The 19,491-nt window shown below is 42.9% G+C and carries 16 protein-coding genes, 1 other RNA gene and 2 pseudogenes; 5 read left to right on the top strand and 14 right to left on the bottom strand.

Annotation, left to right across the window (positions count from 1 at the left end):
* Window positions 1-140: 140 nt before the first annotated feature.
* From rnpB to coaD, 8 genes and pseudogenes are all read right to left on the bottom strand, one after another.
* Window positions 141-518, bottom strand: an RNA gene (rnpB, locus tag U1P77_RS13475) — RNase P RNA component class A.
* A gap of 99 nt (window positions 519-617) precedes the next feature.
* Window positions 618-1,354, bottom strand: a pseudogene (gene bioD, locus U1P77_RS13470) (dethiobiotin synthase).
* 213 nt (window positions 1,355-1,567) lie between these two features.
* The gene (locus U1P77_RS13615) at window positions 1,568-1,867 is read right to left on the bottom strand and encodes an aminotransferase class III-fold pyridoxal phosphate-dependent enzyme (protein ID WP_414479022.1); all 300 of its coding nucleotides are present in this window, start codon (window positions 1,865-1,867) and stop codon (window positions 1,568-1,570) included.
* 34 nt (window positions 1,868-1,901) lie between these two features.
* The gene (locus U1P77_RS13610; protein WP_414479099.1) at window positions 1,902-2,240 is read right to left on the bottom strand and encodes an aminotransferase class III-fold pyridoxal phosphate-dependent enzyme; all 339 of its coding nucleotides are present in this window, start codon (window positions 2,238-2,240) and stop codon (window positions 1,902-1,904) included.
* 23 nt (window positions 2,241-2,263) lie between these two features.
* Window positions 2,264-2,737 carry an aminotransferase class III-fold pyridoxal phosphate-dependent enzyme gene (locus U1P77_RS13605; protein ID WP_414479021.1) on the bottom strand — a complete coding sequence of 158 codons (474 nt, stop codon included), beginning with the start codon at window positions 2,735-2,737 and terminating at the stop codon, window positions 2,264-2,266.
* Between the two features lie 5 nt (window positions 2,738-2,742).
* On the bottom strand, window positions 2,743-2,892 hold the full coding sequence (locus U1P77_RS13600) for a hypothetical protein (RefSeq protein ID WP_414479020.1): 150 nt from the start codon (window positions 2,890-2,892) through the stop codon (window positions 2,743-2,745).
* 226 nt (window positions 2,893-3,118) lie between these two features.
* Window positions 3,119-3,367 carry a YfhL family 4Fe-4S dicluster ferredoxin gene (locus U1P77_RS13460; protein ID WP_201556718.1) on the bottom strand — a complete coding sequence of 83 codons (249 nt, stop codon included), beginning with the start codon at window positions 3,365-3,367 and terminating at the stop codon, window positions 3,119-3,121.
* Between the two features lie 190 nt (window positions 3,368-3,557).
* Entirely contained in the window at window positions 3,558-4,067 is a 510-nt protein-coding gene (gene coaD, locus U1P77_RS13455; RefSeq protein WP_321155456.1) for a pantetheine-phosphate adenylyltransferase, read from the bottom strand.
* A gap of 381 nt (window positions 4,068-4,448) precedes the next feature.
* Between coaD and smpB the strand changes: the two genes are divergently transcribed.
* Window positions 4,449-4,925 (top strand): SsrA-binding protein SmpB, encoded by a 477-nt coding sequence (smpB, locus tag U1P77_RS13450; RefSeq protein WP_321155455.1) that lies wholly within the window; start codon window positions 4,449-4,451, stop codon window positions 4,923-4,925.
* A 168-nt stretch (window positions 4,926-5,093) separates the two neighbouring features.
* Here smpB and rarD read toward each other — a convergent pair whose 3' ends face one another.
* A complete protein-coding gene (gene rarD / locus U1P77_RS13445; RefSeq protein ID WP_321155454.1) occupies window positions 5,094-6,104 on the bottom strand; it encodes an EamA family transporter RarD in 1,011 nt (336 codons plus the stop codon).
* 280 nt (window positions 6,105-6,384) lie between these two features.
* On the opposite strand from rarD, the gene U1P77_RS13440 reads away from it, so the two are divergent.
* On the top strand, window positions 6,385-6,852 hold the full coding sequence (locus tag U1P77_RS13440) for an Lrp/AsnC family transcriptional regulator (RefSeq protein ID WP_321155453.1): 468 nt from the start codon (window positions 6,385-6,387) through the stop codon (window positions 6,850-6,852).
* Between the two features lie 36 nt (window positions 6,853-6,888).
* Here U1P77_RS13440 and U1P77_RS13435 read toward each other — a convergent pair whose 3' ends face one another.
* Window positions 6,889-7,275, bottom strand: a complete 387-nt coding sequence (locus U1P77_RS13435; RefSeq protein ID WP_321155452.1) for a hypothetical protein — start codon at window positions 7,273-7,275, stop codon at window positions 6,889-6,891.
* A gap of 168 nt (window positions 7,276-7,443) precedes the next feature.
* Between U1P77_RS13435 and U1P77_RS13430 the strand changes: the two are divergent.
* From U1P77_RS13430 to U1P77_RS13420, 3 genes and pseudogenes are all read left to right on the top strand, one after another.
* Window positions 7,444-8,649: pseudogene (locus U1P77_RS13430) on the top strand (DUF3362 domain-containing protein); the annotation flags it as partial.
* Between the two features lie 278 nt (window positions 8,650-8,927).
* Window positions 8,928-9,335, top strand: a complete 408-nt coding sequence (locus U1P77_RS13425) for a hypothetical protein (protein ID WP_321155451.1) — start codon at window positions 8,928-8,930, stop codon at window positions 9,333-9,335.
* 272 nt (window positions 9,336-9,607) lie between these two features.
* Complete coding sequence (locus U1P77_RS13420; protein ID WP_321155450.1) at window positions 9,608-10,189, top strand: hypothetical protein; 582 nt, start codon at window positions 9,608-9,610, stop codon at window positions 10,187-10,189.
* 74 nt (window positions 10,190-10,263) lie between these two features.
* Here the strand turns inward: U1P77_RS13420 and U1P77_RS13415 are convergent, their stop codons facing one another.
* From U1P77_RS13415 to U1P77_RS13400, 4 genes are all read right to left on the bottom strand, one after another.
* Window positions 10,264-11,988 carry a tetratricopeptide repeat protein gene (locus tag U1P77_RS13415; protein WP_321155449.1) on the bottom strand — a complete coding sequence of 575 codons (1,725 nt, stop codon included), beginning with the start codon at window positions 11,986-11,988 and terminating at the stop codon, window positions 10,264-10,266.
* A gap of 3 nt (window positions 11,989-11,991) precedes the next feature.
* A complete protein-coding gene (gene ligA, locus U1P77_RS13410) occupies window positions 11,992-13,983 on the bottom strand; it encodes an NAD-dependent DNA ligase LigA (protein ID WP_414479098.1) in 1,992 nt (663 codons plus the stop codon).
* A 276-nt stretch (window positions 13,984-14,259) separates the two neighbouring features.
* Window positions 14,260-15,279 (bottom strand): cell division protein ZipA, encoded by a 1,020-nt coding sequence (locus U1P77_RS13405; protein ID WP_321155447.1) that lies wholly within the window; start codon window positions 15,277-15,279, stop codon window positions 14,260-14,262.
* Window positions 15,280-15,480: 201 nt separating this feature from the next.
* Entirely contained in the window at window positions 15,481-19,431 is a 3,951-nt protein-coding gene (locus U1P77_RS13400; protein ID WP_321155446.1) for an AAA family ATPase, read from the bottom strand.
* Window positions 19,432-19,491: the final 60 nt, after the last annotated feature.

Below are 19,491 nucleotides of genomic sequence, written 5' to 3'. Positions count from 1 at the left end.
TAGAATTTTTTTACAAAACTTTTTACAAAAGCATAGTTTTACTTTAAAAATAAAGCCATTCGTTAAAACAGCAAGCCCTTATGGCTGTTTTAACACTTAAAATACTGAAATTTGAAAACTTGTAACTTAAACTTCAAAAAAGGTTTGGTAAACCGATAAGCCGGGTTCTGTCGTGGACAATCATTCCTCTAGGCGTATCATCGCTAATACGCTCAAGCAACCTACCCGCATCGAACGCGGGCCGCGCCATCGATGCCTATTTGGTCTTGCTACGCGTGGAGTTTACCATGCCGTGGACTGTTGCTAGCCGCGGTGCGCTCTTACCGCACCCTTTCACCCTTACCGATGACATCAACGTCTTGCGACAATTAAATAATCAAAGGCGGTCTACTCTCTGCTGCACTGGTCGTCAAGTTACCCTGCCCAGCCGTTAGCTGGCACGCTGCCCTATGTAGCCCGGACTTTCCTCCCCTGCATGTCTGTTGCCAGTGTGCAGCGGCGATTGCCTAGTCTACCAAGCGCGCTATACAAACCTTACGCTTATTTGGGAAAGTCTTTTCCAGTTATTTGCCCGCTCAAAATAAAATATTAAATATGTAAATTAATATATAAATGACTCAAACAAAGTTACTAGGCAAAGTTAAACAATCTTCTGCTGATAGCATTTTAGTATTAGCTGGCGTGTTAATCGCTAAATGCGGCAGCTGTAACCAATGCGCACTGGGATAATGCTGCTGAAGGTAGTTTCGCAAAAAATCAATGGTACTACCAGCTATCTCAGCATCGGTATTAGCACTGGCATCATGAATATGATTATAGATAACACTATGGACTGTAGGCCGCGCGATTTTATGGCTTCCAAACTGAGTAAGTATGATTGATACTGCCAAGCCGCCCCGAGGTGACCAGAATGACAGGATAGCCTTGAGTAGCAATATAATCTAAGGTTAATAACGATTCAGTTATCGGCACGAGTAACCCACCTGCTCCTTCTAATAACACTACCTCATACTCGGGTTGCAAACGTTGAGTGGCGCTAGTAATCAACTCAGGGTCAAGAGTTTGTCCTGAAAGCTTAGCGGATAAATGCGGTGACGCAGGCTTCTGATAACGATAAGGACAGGTTGTAAAATCAAGATCACAAGGCTGTAGCGGGATATCCATCAATTGACGATGAGTAACAATATCATCAGCAATACCCATTTCGCCGTTGAGTGGATTAATCGCCACACCCGTTTGTACCAGCTTTTGGTCATGACATTGATACCCTGCTGCATCAACGCTTTAGCATCATTCCAGTGGCATAAGTTTTACCAATGTCAGTATCAATGCCAGAAACAAATAGAACGCTCATAACCTACCTTATAACAGAAGACTGTTAACCGATACAACAGTGACTTAATCATGAAATTAAAAACCACAACTAAGCGTCAGGGTGGATATATCGACCTTAAAACGGATACAGTGTGCATGGCTGTGTGAATTTTTTGAAGCCTCTGGGTGGCGGAGCCGCACAGCAAGCGATAAAAATTTGCCAGCCTTGCAATTTTTATGACCCGTATCTATTTCATTTAATATTTACTATCGCTGGTTTTGAATTTGAGTCAAATAAGTGCTGACTACTTTTAACAACGCTTGGCATAAAGTCACAAAGCTCGGAATCGGTAATAACATAAGGCGGCATGATATAGACCAATTTACCAAATGGCCTGACCCAAATTCCATTTTCAATAAGTAAGGATTGAAAGGTAGGCATATCAACAGCGTCATATAGCTCAATAACGGCTACTGCGCCCAGGCAGCGTACTTCTTTAACGCCCTCTAGCATCGTGGCTAGTGCAAGCTGCTGCTCCATAGTGGCTTGCATCTTTGCGTACGATTAGGGATATCATAAGATACTATCAATCAATTGAGGCACACGCGACCGCACAGGCCAGAGGATTGCCCATAAAAGTAGGGCCGTGCATCAGCGCTGGATAATCACTCTGGCTAATAGTCTCGGCAATTTTGCGCGTACATAAAGTCGCCGCAAAGGTCATATAGCCACCAGTCAACGCTTTACCGACAGTCATAATATCGGGACTGATATTGGCATGCTCGGCAAGCAAACAATTTACCGCTACGACCAAAACAGTCGCAATTTCATCAGCAATTAATACTACATCATGCTCATCACACAGCTGACGTAACAGTTGCAAATACTCAGGACTATAGAAGCGCATACCGCCAGCGCCTTGGATAATCGGCTCAATAATAAAGCCTGCTAACTTGTCGCTGTTATTATCAAAAAAGTGGTTAACTCATCGCGCTCATCTTCCATCAACGCACGCTCAAAGCCTAATGGCGGCGCAGGTACAAAATGCTGCATGGGCAATTGATTACCATATAGACTATGCATACCCGCTACCGGATCACAGACACTCATTGCATGCCAAGTATCGCCATAATATCCTGAATGGGTGGAAGCAAATTGCTTCTTGTTTGGGCATTTGGCGGCAACTTGATATTGCAGCGCCATCTTAAGCGCTACTTCCACCGCAATACTGCCACTATCGGAATAAAAGATAGCATCTAATCCAGCTGGGACAATATCTAGTAATTTTTTGCCTAAATCTATCGCTGGCTGATGGGTCAAGCCACCAAACATCACATGCGCCATTTTACCCAACTGCTCAACAATAGCGGCATTTAGTGTGGGGTGGTTATAACCATGAACGCTAGCCCACCATGAAGACATCCCATCTATAAGGCGCGTGCCATCTTGGGTGACAATGTAAATGCCATCGCATGGTCAATAACGATATTAGGATAAGTGGGCGGCAGGCTGGCATAAGGATGCCAGAGATGTTGTTGGTCAAAGTCACTTGTAGACTGGTCCATACTGATAGTCATAGTCTTGTCCGTAAAATATTAGCTCTTTATACCAATTTCAAAAAACAATTTAGCTAAGCCAATACTCTCAGACTCACTCAACCTACGAACACAGCATTTGCACTCGTCTTCCTAGTTGGCTTTGATTTTCAGAGAAAGTATTAGAATGAATGCTTCTTAAATGGTGGTTAGATGTGAGTAGTCGTTTTTAACAGTCATGTTTAATAGTGACTTATTGCCCAGTAGTTTATTTACCAGTAATACGTTTATATTTTGACATCAAATCGCTTTTCGTTTCGACATAATTAGGGTCATGAGGAATACAGTCAACCGGACAGATGACTACACACTGTGGCTCGTCAAAATGCCCGACACATTCGGTGCACAAGTCAGGGTCGATAACATAAATATCATCGCCTTCTGAGATAGCATCATTTGGGCAAGCAGGCTCGCACACATCACAGTTGATGCATTCATCCGTGATTAATAGCGCCATGAACGGCTCCTTATTTGTTGGAATTGGCTATTGTATATTTAACTTCTAAGTATTTGCTACAAAACCGAATTAGACACGTCTTATTTACGTGGGGCTGGTAAAATTTTCTTGCTTGCTGTGCGGCTACGCCACTTTTCGATGCTACAAAATTTTTCCCCAGCCACCCTGTAGTCATTTCAAGGTAAATAGACTATACATCTAGCTTTTGCGTAAAGGCTTCGGCAACACAATCCGGCACGAATTTACTGACATCACCACCAAGTTTAGCGATTTCGCGAATCATAGTCGATGAGATAAACGAGTAATTCTGAGAAGGGGTTAAAAATACCGCTTCAAAGTTTTCATCAAGCTCACGGTTCATATTGGCCAGCTGAAACTCGTATTCAAAGTCTGACATGGCTCGCAGACCACGCAGTACGGCGGTGGCATTTTTTTCGCGCATAAAATCGACTAATAGACCTTCAAAGCCTATTACGGATACTTGCGGTAAATCAGCAAATACTGTCTCGACTAATGCTACGCGCTCTTCAAAATTAAATAAAGGCTTTTTATGATGGCCAGAAGCAACGGCAATAACCACTTCATCAAACAGTTTTACCGCCCGTGTGACTAAGTCCACATGACCATTAGTAATGGGGTCAAAGGTACCCGGATATAAAATTTTAGTATGTAATTTTGAGGAAGTCGCAGGAAGGCTCATAGCGGTGCTAATTTGGTCGTTAATGTTACCGACTATGCTAGCAAATTTTGCCTAAATTTAACACTTATCTCCCATTTATCTCCCATTTATCTGGCAATAAAAAATACTAGTCAGCGCTGTTAATTTTTTAATTTCCGTTATTGCTAATATAATTTAGCAAAACACCCTCGTTTTTATCGCTCATAAATTTTCAAAGTTACTCGTTCATTATACAACGCAGCCGCTACATTTGTCATAACAGCCTACTTACATTTTCGTTGGATGCTTTGCTACAATAGGCGGTTCGACTCATCTGTATTTGTAGTCAAAACCAAATAGTTAGGTTTGACGATAGGATGAGGAACTGGTCAGACCAAGACGCCATGTCTAGAAGAGGAAGCCATGTCAAAAAAATCAAAAAAGCCTGACAATCAAATTTGTGCCAATAAAAAGGCTCGCCACGAGTACTTTATTGAAGAGACGTTTGAAGCAGGTTTGTCACTCCAAGGTTGGGAAGTTAAAGCCATCCGTGCCGGTAAAATGAAGATTACGGAAGCTTACGTTACCTTCCGTAATGGGGAAGCGTTCTTATTTGGGTCGCATGTGCAAGCCCTACTTTCAAGCTCGACCCATGTAGACCCTGATAGTATTCGGACTCGCAAGCTGCTGCTCAATCGCCGCGAAATTGAAAAACTATTTGGGGCAGTCAACCAAAAAGGCTATTCCTGCATACCGTTGTCTTGTTATTGGAAGCGCTCAATGGTCAAATGCCAAATTGCGCTGGCGGTAGGTAAAAAACAGCACGACAAACGCAAAACCTTAAAAGACCGCGATTGGGAACGTGATAAACAGCGCGGTTTTAAGCAACATTTAGACTAGCCGCTTTTATATTAGAGGTGTTAGTTTAACAACGCACTTGTTTCTTTACGATAGAACGGACGATTCGGCTTAAATAATAGCTGAATCGTCCGTTTTTTTATGATCTTTTATAGGGTTAGTTTTGCTCAGTAATTTTTAAATAACTTTAAAATTAAGCTCTCTATTCATTTAAGCTACCTGCTCATTTAACACCCTTCGCGTCTCTCTACGAGCACGACGTAACTGACGGATACCATGAGCAATTAAAAAGGCAATACCTAACCAAATCAAACCATAGCTGTATATCATCGCCGATTCAAATGGATTGCCCAGCACGGTTACCGCTAAAATAAACAATAACGCCGGCTCCAAATAACTCATCATTCCGTATACATTCACAGGCAACATTTGACTGGCATCGATATTGGTCTTCATTGCTAACACACTCAGCACACCCAAACCTGCCAGCATCACCATAAAGAACCCAGAACCTGCCACCATAGACAAATTACTGGGTGCCACTAGATACAGATAGCCAAGCGCAAAGGGCGCAAACAAAGTCAAATCCACCAACATGCCGGTAATCGCATCAATACCTTGCAGTCTGCGTACAATATAATATATTGGATAGGTACCGCAGACCCATAAAGTCGCCCACGACACGCTTTGGGTCCGTATGATTTCACTGCCCACGCCGACTGCTGCAAATGCGACTGCCAACCACTGGAGGCGGCTGAGCTTTTCACCAAACAATACGCAACCGAACACCACCATCATCAAGGGGAATAAGAAATATCCCATCGCCGTCTGTACGCCTTGACCATTGACGGGTGCCCACATAAATAGCCACAACTGACTTAAAAATATTGGCGTTGGCAGTAGCAACCATGCCCATTGTTTGACTGACTTCAAAGCACGCAGCTTATCAATATGCAAATTGAGCCGACTACTGATAAGCAAATATCCGATCAATACCGCCCACATCGCCAACATGCGCCAAATAAATACTTGCGTACCTGATAAAGGTGCCAAAAAACTGCTGTACGCATAAAGCACGCCAAACAGCACATTGGATACTATGGCAAACACCACCCCTAACATCAAGGTGCGCTGCTGCGTATTACTGGTGGTCCAGACGGCAGGTAATAGCCACCGCGACAAAGTGGACGCTACCATATTAGATAGGATTGACGTAGACATACAGAGCACCATAAATTGAGATAGAAATAGAAAGAGACCGTTACCAGCTTTATTTTTTTGCTTATTGGCTGATAAGATTCAGTTTACAGCGATACAGTGGAAATATATCTCAGTATTATCGAACATATGATTTTATTTATCTAAAAACAGAACAATAATAGCTTTTTTTATTAGATTTTAAGTTGTTATGATAACGAAGCTATATTCTCTCGATACTGTACAATTTTTTATTGAGAATATCAGCCCTTATTAAAGATTTTATCTAAGAGGACACACACTTATGAGTCAGCTTTTAGACAATACGGATAAAGCCATTTTAAATCTATTACAAGACGATGTGACGCTACCACTAAAAATAGTGGCAGAACACGTTCATGTGTCTATCGCCACGGCGCAACGCCGAATTCAAGCACTGATAGACAATGGCGTGATTACCAAGCAGGTGGCTATCGTCAATCCTGATAAGGTTGGCTACGGTCTGACAGCGGTGGTTATGATAGAGATGGAGCGCTCCAATACTTCGATGCAGCATCGATTTGAGCGCTTAATGGACGCGCAGTCGCGAGTGATGAGCTGCTATGAAGTGTCGGGCGATTTTGATTTTATGTTGATGGTCAACGCTAAGAATATGAGCGACTATCATCAGTTCACCCGCAGCTTGCTGACTTATGAAAATAATGTGCGCAATTTTAAGAGTCAGTTTGTAATGAACTTTACTAAGAGTGGTACGAAGATTATGCTCGATTGATAACTATTGATAGTTGTTGAAAAGTGAATAGTTTTTCTATTTTTCGGTAGCCGTAAGATGAAGAAGATAAGGAATAGCAAAAATTAAAGATAGAAACCCATGTACGAACAGAATAGATAAAAAGGTTCCAACGTGCATGCCTGCCCTACTCATATTCGACAAATATTCAAAGGTGAGCAAAGCAATGCCCGTTATAGGAACTAACATAGCGATTATCAGATATTTGATAGTAAAAGATTTGCCGCGATAGTAGCCTTTCTTTTGAAAATAGACAGTAACTATCAAATGGATTAATAGTGCTAGAGGTATGAAGAACAACATATAAGCTATAGATAAAAAGCCATTTAATACAATCATGTCTGAAGCATTTGCTGATAGAGGTATGAGCAAAATTAATAAAAACGCTATTATTCGATTGGGCATTTCTAATCCTAGGTAGTGTTGTTTTCAGAAAATGCTGTTTTTAAATGCTGCTTTCTTCAAGAGACAGGCCCTCTCATAACATTGAAGTATATTATGGTTAAACACTGAACTAAAACAGTTCAACTATACCTAATTAGCCGTTACAAACACTATTTCTCATAAAATACTGTCTCTGACTTGCCTTATGCACGCCTACCGCATCCGAGCTATGGCGATGCGCGCATCCCTGCTTATGACATGATTAAATTCTCAGTGAACATCATGCGCGGCGGCTTTGGCGGCTGTACTTTTTGCTCCATTACCGAGCACGAAGGGCGCATTATTCAAAACCGCTCAGAAGAATCCATTCTACGCGAGGTTGAGGCTATTCGTGATACTGCGCCCAACTTTACTGGTGTGATATCCGACCTTGGCGGGCCCACTGCCAATATGTACCGCCTCAGCTGTAAAGATGAGAAGATTGAAAAGAATTGCCGTAAACCGTCTTGTGTCTATCCTGACGTCTGTGAGAACTTAATTACCGATCATAGTAATTTGACTAAACTATATCGTAAAGCACGTGATATCAAAGGCGTCAAAAAAATCCTTATTGCCTCGGGTCTGCGTTATGATTTGGCGGTTAAAGATCCTGAATATGTCAAAGAGCTGGTCAGCCATCATGTTGGCGGCTATCTCAAAATTGCCCCTGAACATTCAGAAGAAGGCGTACTATCGAAAATGATGAAGCCGGGCATGGGCAGTTACGATCAATTTAAAGCCATGTTTGAACAGTTCAGCCAAGAAGCCGGTAAAGAACAGTACCTGATTCCTTACTTTATCGCCGCCCATCCGGGTACCAAAGACGAAGACATGATGAATCTTGCGCTTTGGATCAAAAGCCATGGCTACCGCGCAGATCAAGTGCAAGCGTTTTATCCCAGTCCTATGGCCACTGCCACCACCATGTATCACACCCATAAAGATCCGCTGCATAAAGTTAGCCGTGCTGAAGGTGATATGGATATCGTCAAGTCCGGTAAGCAGCGCAAATTACACAAAGCATTCTTACGCTATCACGACCCAAAAAACGGGGTACTACTACGTGAGGCGCTTAAGAGTATGGGCCGTGGCGATCTTATTGGCAAAGGTCGTGGCTGCCTAATACCTCCATTTAACGCCAGTTTAGAAGGGCGTGATGCGGCGCAGGACAGCTATCAATCGGCGCGTAAAAAGAACAGTCGTCTTGGTAATGACTCTGTAAAACGTAATAACCATGTCGCTACCAAGAGTGGTGCTTCTGCTGCGAAAAGTCCAGTGGGCAAAAACGCTAAAAGGGTGAGTAAAGGTAATTTCCAAACTCAGCATACCGGACTGCCACCGCGTAAAACCAAGTAAGCTTATAAATCAGCATAAATGAGCTAATATAAATGAAATAAGTTAAATCAGCTCAGATAAAAAGCGTACATCAGCCCTTAAGCTGTTGTGCGCTTTTTATTGGTCTTTTATTAGCTCATCTGAACAATTACATTAGTCAGTAAGTTAAGCAACGAAGCTAACATCTAAGGAACAATTTCTAACATTGTCCAGATTGGCTTTTCGATACTATGAACGCCATACGCTTAATGCGTTATTAAAACTAAAGACACAACGATTTTTATATTTTGGAGAAGACCATGAATACCATGATGAAACTAGCTACTGCCCTACCAGCCCTTGCTCTACTTAGCGCTTGTGCTACTACCGCTCCTACTGCACCTAGTACTAGTACCCCTTCAGAAAGCGTGACTAAAGCTGCCTATGATCGTATGGCACCAGCGCCTTATACTTGTACTGACGACGCTAAAATCATGGCAAAACAGTCTATCAACAAAGAAGAAGTCATGTTAAACGCCACTCTACCTAAAATTAAATGGTCAGAACAGCCAATCATTTTAAATGGTGGCGTGCAAGGCGATACCGCAAGCTATGTAAACGACTCTAACCCAGAAATTGTCTATGCATGGCACATAAAAGGCGATAAAGGTATCCTAGCCATGAAATGGGCAGACGGTAAAGAATACCAAGTTAATTGCCAAATCTAAACCGTCATTTTAATTGAGAAAATAACGACTTATTCTAATGAATAGATACATCATTAAGCTTCATAAATAGTCAGTTGTTATAGATATAAAAAACAGTCATCAAACGATGGCTGTTTTTTTATGCCTGTTTTTTATACCAAATAATTTAGTTTTATGGGTTTAACATTATGAATTTAGCGTCATAATTTTAGCATTACAGGTTTTAGTAGAGAAAGCTGAAGAAAACTGGCAGAATAATAGCAGTTATAAATAATACTAAGGGAGACAGGTCAATGGCGAAGCGCCTAATAGGTATAATGACAATAAGTGCGGCGAGTATGTTGGCACTAATCGGCTGTGATAATGGCGTGGACACCGATACTACTTCTAACAAGACGGCTGCACTAAATGGGCAGACCACAACGACACCTGAAAGCTCTGAGACTAGCAGTGTTAATTCAGCAAATACTAGAGCACCAAGTATTGTCGATTGGTCAGCCATAGCAACTAATGAGATGCCTGCTGAACTTGCTGATTATGCCTATCCGTTTGCACTCGATAGCCAAAACGTACGTGATTACGCTGATTACTTCAAAGTCGATAATACCACTGCTCAGCACAACTTGACCGTCAGCATGGCGAGTAATGAGGCACTATCCAAAGTATTGGATCAACTCAATAATAGCTATACTTCCCATGAGCTGACCGATGGCGAAAAGATCGAGCTGATCATTCATACCACGTCAGATATCAAAGCCAGCAGCTATGATTATGTGTTTGAGGAGGACTTTGCCAAAGGACTTGTCCTGCCTATCGTCATTCAGCCAGATGGTAAGAAAAGTGAAGTTGAGCCGCATGGTGGTTCGGAAGAATAGAGAATTTAGTCGCAGTAATAGCAAAACCCACGGATAACTTTCCATAACGTGGGTTTTACTGTTTTAAGAAATTATTAAGTCTGACGATAAGGATTATTTGAAAGCTCGATTTTGGTATCACTGTTACGAAGTAACCAAGCTAAATAAAGTTGGTATTCAGTTGCAGCAGGAGCTATATATATTTTATTAAGATTTTCCTTTATACCTGCCTCATATTCAACAAATAAAAGTTTTTTAAACTGTATCATAACTTCGGGTGCATTAATCGAGGTTACATATACCATTCGACACTCTTGTTCTTCTTGAAAAGCTGAGTGCTTAATTAGATATTTTAAAGGTAGAAGAATTTCATCTAATAATATTTCAATATCATCTGACAATTCAGAATTATTTTTCTTAATCCTTATCTTCTCTTTTATAATTAATTTATAAATGCTTTTTAGAATGATAAAAGCATCATTGAAATCTTTAGTTTTTTCATCAATGTAATCTTCATACTTCTTCCATTCGTGTTCGGCTTTGCTTATTTCTATATCTTCTATTACTACAGTCTCATTACCGAACTCTCGAAAAAATGTTACTCGATTACGCTGAGCCAGCTGGATATAATTAGAAGTAGGATCAAGGTATACACACCTCATTACTGGTTGTTTATTGACTTTCAACTTACCTTCAGAGCTTTGGTTTACACTAGACTGTTCATCAATGCTTTGAGAATTAAAGTCTTTATTTGAATTTTGAAAACTGTTGTCAAGTGATAAAAAAGATAACCCTCCTGAAGAGTTATCTGATTGAAAAAACTCCTTCTTGAATACAAGACTAACACCAGAGGCTTCTTTATCACCTTCTTTACCATATAACCTAAACTGATTTAAACTGTCATGGTTGAATGTGAAGCAACTTATAAAAGCGTGTAGTTTTCCATCGAAGTCAGGAGCACGAAAATAACTTTCTTTTAAACCGTTTAGATGATTTGTAAGTAAATGACCTTCACTTGGATCATTCACATTATTAATAGTATTAAGGCGAAAAAAACTTGGTAGACTATTGTTTTTGTCAGCTTCTAAAAGTAAGTTAGTAATACTAGTATTTGTATAGTGAGCGAGCTTTCTTTCAGGAGACTTCTCTTCATTAGCATCTTGTCCAAAATCTAACTTCAATACATTCACTATATCTAAAGTCTTATCTAAAAGCTGTAGAACTTTTTCTCCAACAGTTTTAGATTCTGACTCTATCAGTAAATCACATATTTTCTTATAACAATACGCTTCATAGGGGTAGTGTTCCAACGATTCTATAAAGAATTGTTTTGCTTCATCATACTTTGCAAACTTTTCACCTACCAGAACACCCCCTATTTTAAACTTTAACTTGGCAGTGTCTGAGGAATTACCTATTCCCTTCAAATTATTCCAAACAATTAATGCTTCATCTCTATTATTATCTTTAGTTAGCAAAGCCCCCATACCATATTGAGCCATCATATAATGGATTAAACTATCAGTTTTCTCAATATTATTGAAAGCTTGATAAGATTTTTTAGATTGGTCAAGATCAAAGTAAACTAAACCCTTATCAATTTGCGCTTTAGCGTACCATATTGGACTATCTTCTCTTCTAATTTCATCCCATGCTTTCAAAGCCTTTATAGGCTGATTTTCTTCTTTAAATATATCAGCTATTAAGTATTTAGCTTTTGCAAAGCTTTCGCTGCTATCCTTCTCACGCGTAATCTTCTCTAATTCTTCAATCTCTTTCCGAGTAGCTTCATCTAAATCTTTCAAATTATCAACATCCATAAACTACTCCCCAACCAACGTCAAAAACTCATCCTCACCAACAACTTTAACCCCTAACTTCTCAGCCTTAGCCATCTTCGACCCAGCCTTTTCTCCTGCCAGTAGCGCTGTAGTTTTAGCAGAGATACTACCGGATACTTTTGCACCAAGCGCTTGGAGTTTGGCTTTAGCTTCATCACGCGCCATACTTGCCAGCGCGCCAGTGATGACCCAAGTCTGCCCATCAAGTGGTAAGTCGCTAGGAGCTTTTTGCTCGACTTTATCCCAATACACCCCAGCTTCACGTAATGCAGTAATAACTTCAATATTATGCGGGGCACGAAAGAATTTATAGGTAAGTTCAGCGGTAATAGCACCCACATCAGGAGTTAGTAACAACGCTTCGATATCAGCAGCCATTAGAATATCCAGATCGCCGAATTGCTGAGCAAGGTTTTGCGCGGTGGTTTCACCCACTCCGCGAATGCCAAGCGCGTAGATAAAGCGTGACAGCGTTGTATGTTTGCTGGCTTCGATAGCGGCAATAATATTTTGTACCGATTTTTCGCCTAATTTTTCTAAAGTAATTAGCTCCTCTTGGTGATTGTGCAATTGATAGATGTCAGCAACGGTCTTAACCAAACCATGATTAAAAAAGCCAATCAGCCAACTTGCGCCCAAGCCATCGATATCCATCGCGCGCCGCGAGACAAAGTGAATCAACGCTTCTTGCTGTTGTGCTGGACAAAATAGACCGCCAGTACAGCGAGCTAATGCTTCATCTTCGGGTAGCACAACCGGAGAGTCGCATACTGGACAGGTAGACGGTAGCATGACCGGCTCAGAACCTTCTTGACGTTGATCGTGCCAGACGCGTGTGACTTTGGGGATGACATCGCCTGCGCGATGGACGCTGACCATATCGCCTGCGCGCACATCAAGGCGCTGAATCTCGCCAAAGTTATGCAAAGTGACATTACTGACCGTAACGCCGCCGACTTTCACCGGCTCTAGTTTACCGACTGGGGTGATTTGTCCGGTACGCCCGACTTGCCACTCAATGGATTGTAAGCGGGTCATAACCGTTTCGGCAGGGAATTTATAAGCCGTTGCCCAACGTGGCTCACGTGATAAAAAGCCCAATTGCTGTTGCAGTGCCAAACTATTGACTTTAATCACTGTGCCATCAATCTCAAACGGTAGCGCAGCGCGTGCCTCAATCACTGACTCATAGTAGGCTTGCGCCTCGCGTGGGTTCTGTACTACTTCTACTGCACTAACGGTAAAACCAATATCTTTCAACCAAGCAAGGGCTGCCGATTGAGTGTTGATACTATCCGGCAAACCTTGATTAATCGAATAGCCATAGAAGGCTAGCGGACGACTTGCCGCGACCGCCGGATCAAGTTGTCGTAAGCTACCAGCAGCCGCATTGCGTGGATTGGCAAAGGTTTTATCGTCATTTTCCTGTGCCAGTCGATTAAGACGTTCAAATCCTGCTTTGGGTATTAGCACTTCACCGCGCACTTCTAACAGCTCAATATCAGCCGCAATAGCTAACCATAACGGTAGATTGCGAATGGTTTTGGCATTTTGCGTTATGTCCTCACCCGTTTGCCCATCGCCGCGCGTGACCGCTTGCATAAACTTACCGTGCACATATTTTAGCGACACTGCTAACCCATCAAGCTTTAGCTCCATCTCATATTCAGGGTTTTGCTGAGCGACACTTAAACGGTCGTTGACCCGCCGCATAAAATCGCGCAAATCATCGTACTCAAACACATTACCGAGCGATAGCATCTGTATATCGTGGGTGACTTGGGTAAAGGCCGATAACGGAGTATCGCCGACTTGATTGACAGGGCTGTCAGGCTGCACTAAATCCGGATACGCTTCTTCTAACTCCAGCAAGGAGCGGCGCAATTGATCGTATTCACTGTCTTCTAAGATCGGATTGTCCAGCACATAGTAAGCGTTATTATGAGTCTTGAGCGCATCAATAAACGCGCGCATTTGTACGATAATGGCATCATTGTTTGCGATTTCATTTGAAATGGGATTTTGGGAAGCTGGTTTTTGGGGAGTACCGGGTTGAAAGGTAGCTGGTTGAGAATCAGGCGGTAAGAGTGAGTCAGTCATAGTCGGCGTCTTTACTGTTCAAGATGCCGATATCATAACAAGTTTATAGGATATTGTGATAATTGATAAAGGCAAATAACGTGAAATGAAACACATTATTTGCCTCTTTTAAGCTATTTAATTTTTGAAGAATACAGATTGTTAAATATTTTAATCTTCGTAATCACGGACTTGATTACGTAGCTGCTGCTTGTATTCAGAAGTGATAGGCTCGTTATTCTCATCGAGCATTATCGCATCTAAGTCGCTGGCCATCATATAGGCGATGCTCATCATACTATCAAAGCTACGCAACGCTTGCGGATGCGGTAAGGATAAAAACACCACGACGCCGCTATAATTATTGGTCGCTACGCTATGGGGATCAAAGGGCGCGATGCCGTTATCAGTGATGCCCATCATACTAAACCATAACATGCCAGTGCCGTCTTTTTGCTCATAGCGATGAAACATATTCATCGCGCCAAAGCGCAAACCGTATTTATCAATTAACGCTAATAGGTCACGACCACGAATGACCGTTGTTGGACGGTCGCGATACTGATGCGGCAAGATGGTGATATTAATATTGTCTTTGGCATTAATCAATGGGCCGTTTTGTGCTTGGTCAACCGGCTCTAACAGGTGCTGGTCAAGTATCGGACTGTTATCCGTAAATCTCGGTTCTTCTGCGGTATCTATCGATGGCATGAGGTTGTCAGTGGCAGACATTAGGCTAGAAAAAGCATCGGGCTCTTGATCACTATTCGTTTGCATCTGGTCAGCGACATACGCAAACTCAGCTTTATCTGCGTGTTGCTGCTCAGCTTGCCAGCGCGCATAAGCTGCCTCAGGGGCAGCATCTGTATCAGGATCGGCTTCACCGCGACCTGCGGTCAGTTGCGCATCGACATTGGTGTGGGTCTGGGTCAAAGGCTCGTCTTCAACTACCGCATTTAAATAATCACGATCGGGGCCAATAGTGGTCTCGCCAGCGACGGTATCGTCAAAATCTGGCTGATCGACGATGTTGCGCTCATGACGTGGGATAATGGGAATACCATTTTTATCATAATTGACCGCCGCTGCTTCGGTATTTTTGCGCCGCTTCAAGCTACGAATGACCATAAACAGCCCTGCAAGTACGATAAACGCAGCAATAGCAATCAATATAAACTGAATAGCGGTCATGAGAAATATATCCTAATAACTATGACAAAAATAAAAGATGGTATGAACGGCAATATTCTAGCATGGCTGACTGAAGTCGTCACCACATTGTGATGGTTTATAGTCCGTCCACCATTATTACTCAATATTAAGGCATCTATAATGCTCAATATCAGCTATCAACTCTAAACAACAATACCAGCTTCCAATAATGAATCAATGCTAACTTTCAATATAGCGCGCGGCCTCATCTAAGGAGACGCTAACTAAGGTTGAAATACCCGCGCTTGGCATAGTGATACCTTTAAGCTCATCGGCAATCTGCATAGAAAGCTTATTATGGCTGATAAATATAAACTGCAAGTCGCTTGCCAGCTCATGGATGAGACTGGTAAAGCGTGCGACATTAGCATCATCAAGCGGGGCATCCACTTCATCAAGGACACAAAATGGTGCTGGATGCTGCTTAAAGATAGCAAAAATTAAGCTGAGCGCGGTCAATGTCTTCTCGCCCCCTGAAAGCAACGCTAGGCGACTGTTACGCTTGCCTTTTGGTTGCGCCATTAAGGTTAATCCTGCGCGCCATTGTTCTGACTTTGGTGTATTAGTCGGCAACTCATCTAAGTTCAAACTTAAGCTGGCATGACCACCGCCGAATACCTTGGCAAATAAATCAGCAAGATCAGTATTGACCGCCTCCAGCGTTTGCATAAACAGGGTCTTGGTGGTCTCATCAATAGAGGCGATCGCATCCGTCAAGGTATCCATGCTAGCAGCAATATCCTCAGTCTGCTGGGCCAGCGGTGCTAAGCGCTCATTAACCTCAGCCAGCTCAGCCACGGCAGCTAAATTTACCGCACCAATTTTACTCAGCTGCTGCTCAAGTTGGCTTTGCTCAGTCTGTAGCTCAGCGATTTTGTCCGGACGCACACGGCGTTCATGAATAATAAAGTCAGTTAATAAGCTTGAGACACTGACAGTCTGTAGCGCTTGTCCCTTATCATACTTATTACTAAGCTGAGAATATTCTACTAAAGCATAGTGCGCGTGAGTGCTGGCATCGTTTAACCGTGCTTCACTCAACGCCAGCTCGGTCGCATCACTCGCCAGCTTGCTTTGTTTGGTTTGCAATTCAGTTTGCAACGCATCCAGTGCGAACTGCTGCTCACTATACTCAAGCTTGAGCGCGGTCAACACCGTTTCTCGCTCAGTCAATAATAGTTGCTGCTCATCACGTGCCGTTTGCGCCGTTTGTAATACGGCTTGCAAGCCTGGCAGTTGCTGCTGATAGTTCTCGAGTCGTGTTATCAAGGCCTGTTCATTTTGCATCGATCTATCATGTTGTTCGGTCGCACGCGCGAGACTACTCGTACTGTGCTCTAAACGCATTTCACTCTGCTGGATGCTAAGCTGTAAGGCTTGCCATGCCTCATCATCTGCTTGACGAGCGCGGCTGAGTTCGTTGCGTGCGACTTGTAACTGCTGACGATTAGCCTGCGCTTCAGTTAGTTTTGGGGTCAGCGCTTCAATATCCTCTTGAATTTTCTGCTGCTCGCTATCCAAGGCTTTTTGCTCATGTTCTAACTCTTGCTGTTCTTCAGTAAGTGCTGCTTTATCAGCATTTAAGCGTTGCTCATCAGCTTGCAAGCGCTCATAGGCAGCTTGCTGGGTGGTCAATTGCTGTTGAAGTTTATATTGATCGCCTGTTAGCTGTTCAGCTTGGGCACGAGTTTCTTCAAGGCTTATGGCTAACGCATCATAATCACGCTGGTTTTGATTGATGCTCTGCTGTTGCGTTGTTATTTGCGCCTCACCCTCATCAAGCAATACTTCTAATTTTTCTAAACGCGTACGCTGACTAAGCCGCTGGGTTAGAAATTGACTATTGCTCTGGTTATCGTCCTGTCCCTTCGTTGCGCCAGTAAATTTACTGAGATTGATCGTGCCCTTGCTACTGATTAACCAACCATCGGTGGTCAATAGCAATGCTGATGGCGGTAATGCTTTGAGAATCTCTACGAGTTCTTCGGTTTGCTCAACGTTGGTCTTGTTATCATTTTGAGCCATATATAAATAACACTGCTGCCATAACGCCAATGCTGGACGAGCAATTAACTGCGATAAAGGGAAAATTTTCTCTTTAAGCTCATTTGGTAAGTGATTAATAAAAGCATTTTTTTCGCTACTACTTTGAGTGGCTGCTTGAGCAGCTGGCAACCATAAACTATGGCTAGTTTCAGTCAGCAAACCTTCCTGCGGGTTTTGACCATTTTGATAAGCCAGCAACTCCGGCAAATAGCGCTCAAATTGTGACGGCAGATTAGCTGCTTGTTGAGCATTATCATTAACGTTATGTTGGCTTGGTAAGAACACATGACTATCGAGCCAAATCGCCAACAGGCTATCGAGTAATTGTGCGTACTGCTGCCCTTGTACACTCAGTTCAATCTGCTCACGTAAGGTAGTAATAGGCAACTGTTGATAGGTGCTTAATGTGGAATTATTATCGCTTTGAGAAGTAGACTGCGTAGTGTTTTCTGATGTATGTTCTAATGTTTTGGATGGCTTAGGATGTAATATCTGGTGCAAGGTATCGTACTCACCAGCCAGTAGCGCATGGCGTTTTTCATGTTCAGCTACATCGCGTTGCTGCTCAATCAAACGCTGCTGTAACGTACGCTGTTGCGGCTGTAGCTCCGATAGGCGTTCTTCTACACTGTCTTGTTGCCGTACAAGCTGCTGCAACTGACTATTAAGCTCAGCTATTTGCGTGCTTGATGGTCTATTTAAAATTTGTAGGTTCAACGTTTGAGAGTTTATAGCTTGGGAGTCTAAATCTTGTGTGTTACTCACATCAGAGGCACGCGTAGACTGTTGCAACTGCTCCCACAACGTCTGCCAACTGTGCTGGCGGCGGGCCCATTTATCTCGACTAAGCTGGTGGCGCTTTTGCGCTTGGGTGTTAATAGCTTGTTGCTGCTCAAGCCTGCGCTCGTTATCTTGCAGACGTGACAGCTGATTTTGCGCCTCATGCCATGCTTGCTGTAACGGCTGCTCATTACATTTATGCGCGTCGCGTTTAGTAGTTATCTCAGCAAGTTGTGGGCGCAGTTTTTCTAGCGCCGTCTGTTGCTCTTCTTGTTCTATTTTCAGCTTATCAATCTCAGCTATCGTTTGCTCTCGCTGCTCATTCAAATTGGTCAATTGCTGCTTAATTTGGGTTAGCTGTGTTTGCCCATCGTTTAGTTGATGCTCAGCTTGTTGGTAGCTTAGTTGCTGCTGATAGTGCGCGCTTTGAGTATCGTCTTTGAGCCACTGCTGTTGGTTAATTTGTGCGGTGAGCTTATCTTGCTTGGCTTTGAGGGTTTCATAATCAGCTTGTAGCGTAGTTACTGCTGTAGCGCTTCGCTCATGCTCGACTTTATGCTGCTGCTGTGTGTGTTTGGCTTGATATAACTGCTGAATAGCCAATTGCTGCTTGATATCAGCAAGGGTTTCGGTCAGCTCATTATAGCGCTGGGCACTGGTCGCTTGTTTTGATAGGGTCTTTTGTTGGCGTTCCAGCTCGCTTTGCATATCATACAGGCGCGCTAGATTTTCTTTGGTTTTCTCAAGCTTCTTTTGCGTTTCCGCACGTCTTGCTTGATAGCGCGAGACCCCTGCCGCCTCTTCGATAAATTCACGTAGCTGCAATGGATTAGAATCAACGATGCGGCCAATCATGCCCTGCTCGATGACCGCATAACTGCGTGCGCCCAGCCCTGTACCCAAAAACACATCAATCACATCTCGACGTCGGCAACGCGTACCATTGATAAAGTAATCGGAACGCCCCTCTAAATTAACCTGACGGCGGACAGACAGCTCTTGATATAGATTAAACTCATGCCGAATGCCGGTTTGCTCATCTTGGGTATGCTCAAAGGTCAGTTCGACACTAGCGACACTTTTTGCCGCTTTATCTTGCGTGCCTGCAAAAATGACATCGCTCATCGCCCCACCACGCAGCTGCTTGGCAGAAGTTTCACCTAGCACCCAACGGATAGCATCAATCACATTTGATTTGCCACAGCCATTCGGTCCGACAATGGCAGTAATGCCACGGGGAAAGGTAAAAGTGGTTGAGTTAGCAAAGGACTTAAAGCCTGCTAATTTTAGAGATTTTAAACGCATGAATGATCAGTAACATCAGCAAAAACAGGCGGCTATTCTACCTGAAATTGTGTGGTTTTT

It is taken from the genome of Psychrobacter sp. LV10R520-6, assembly GCF_900182925.1.
In the GTDB taxonomy this organism is placed as follows: Bacteria; Pseudomonadota; Gammaproteobacteria; order Pseudomonadales; family Moraxellaceae; genus Psychrobacter.
Note: the sequence above shows the minus strand (reverse complement) of the source record. Positions and strands in the feature narration are given on the sequence as shown.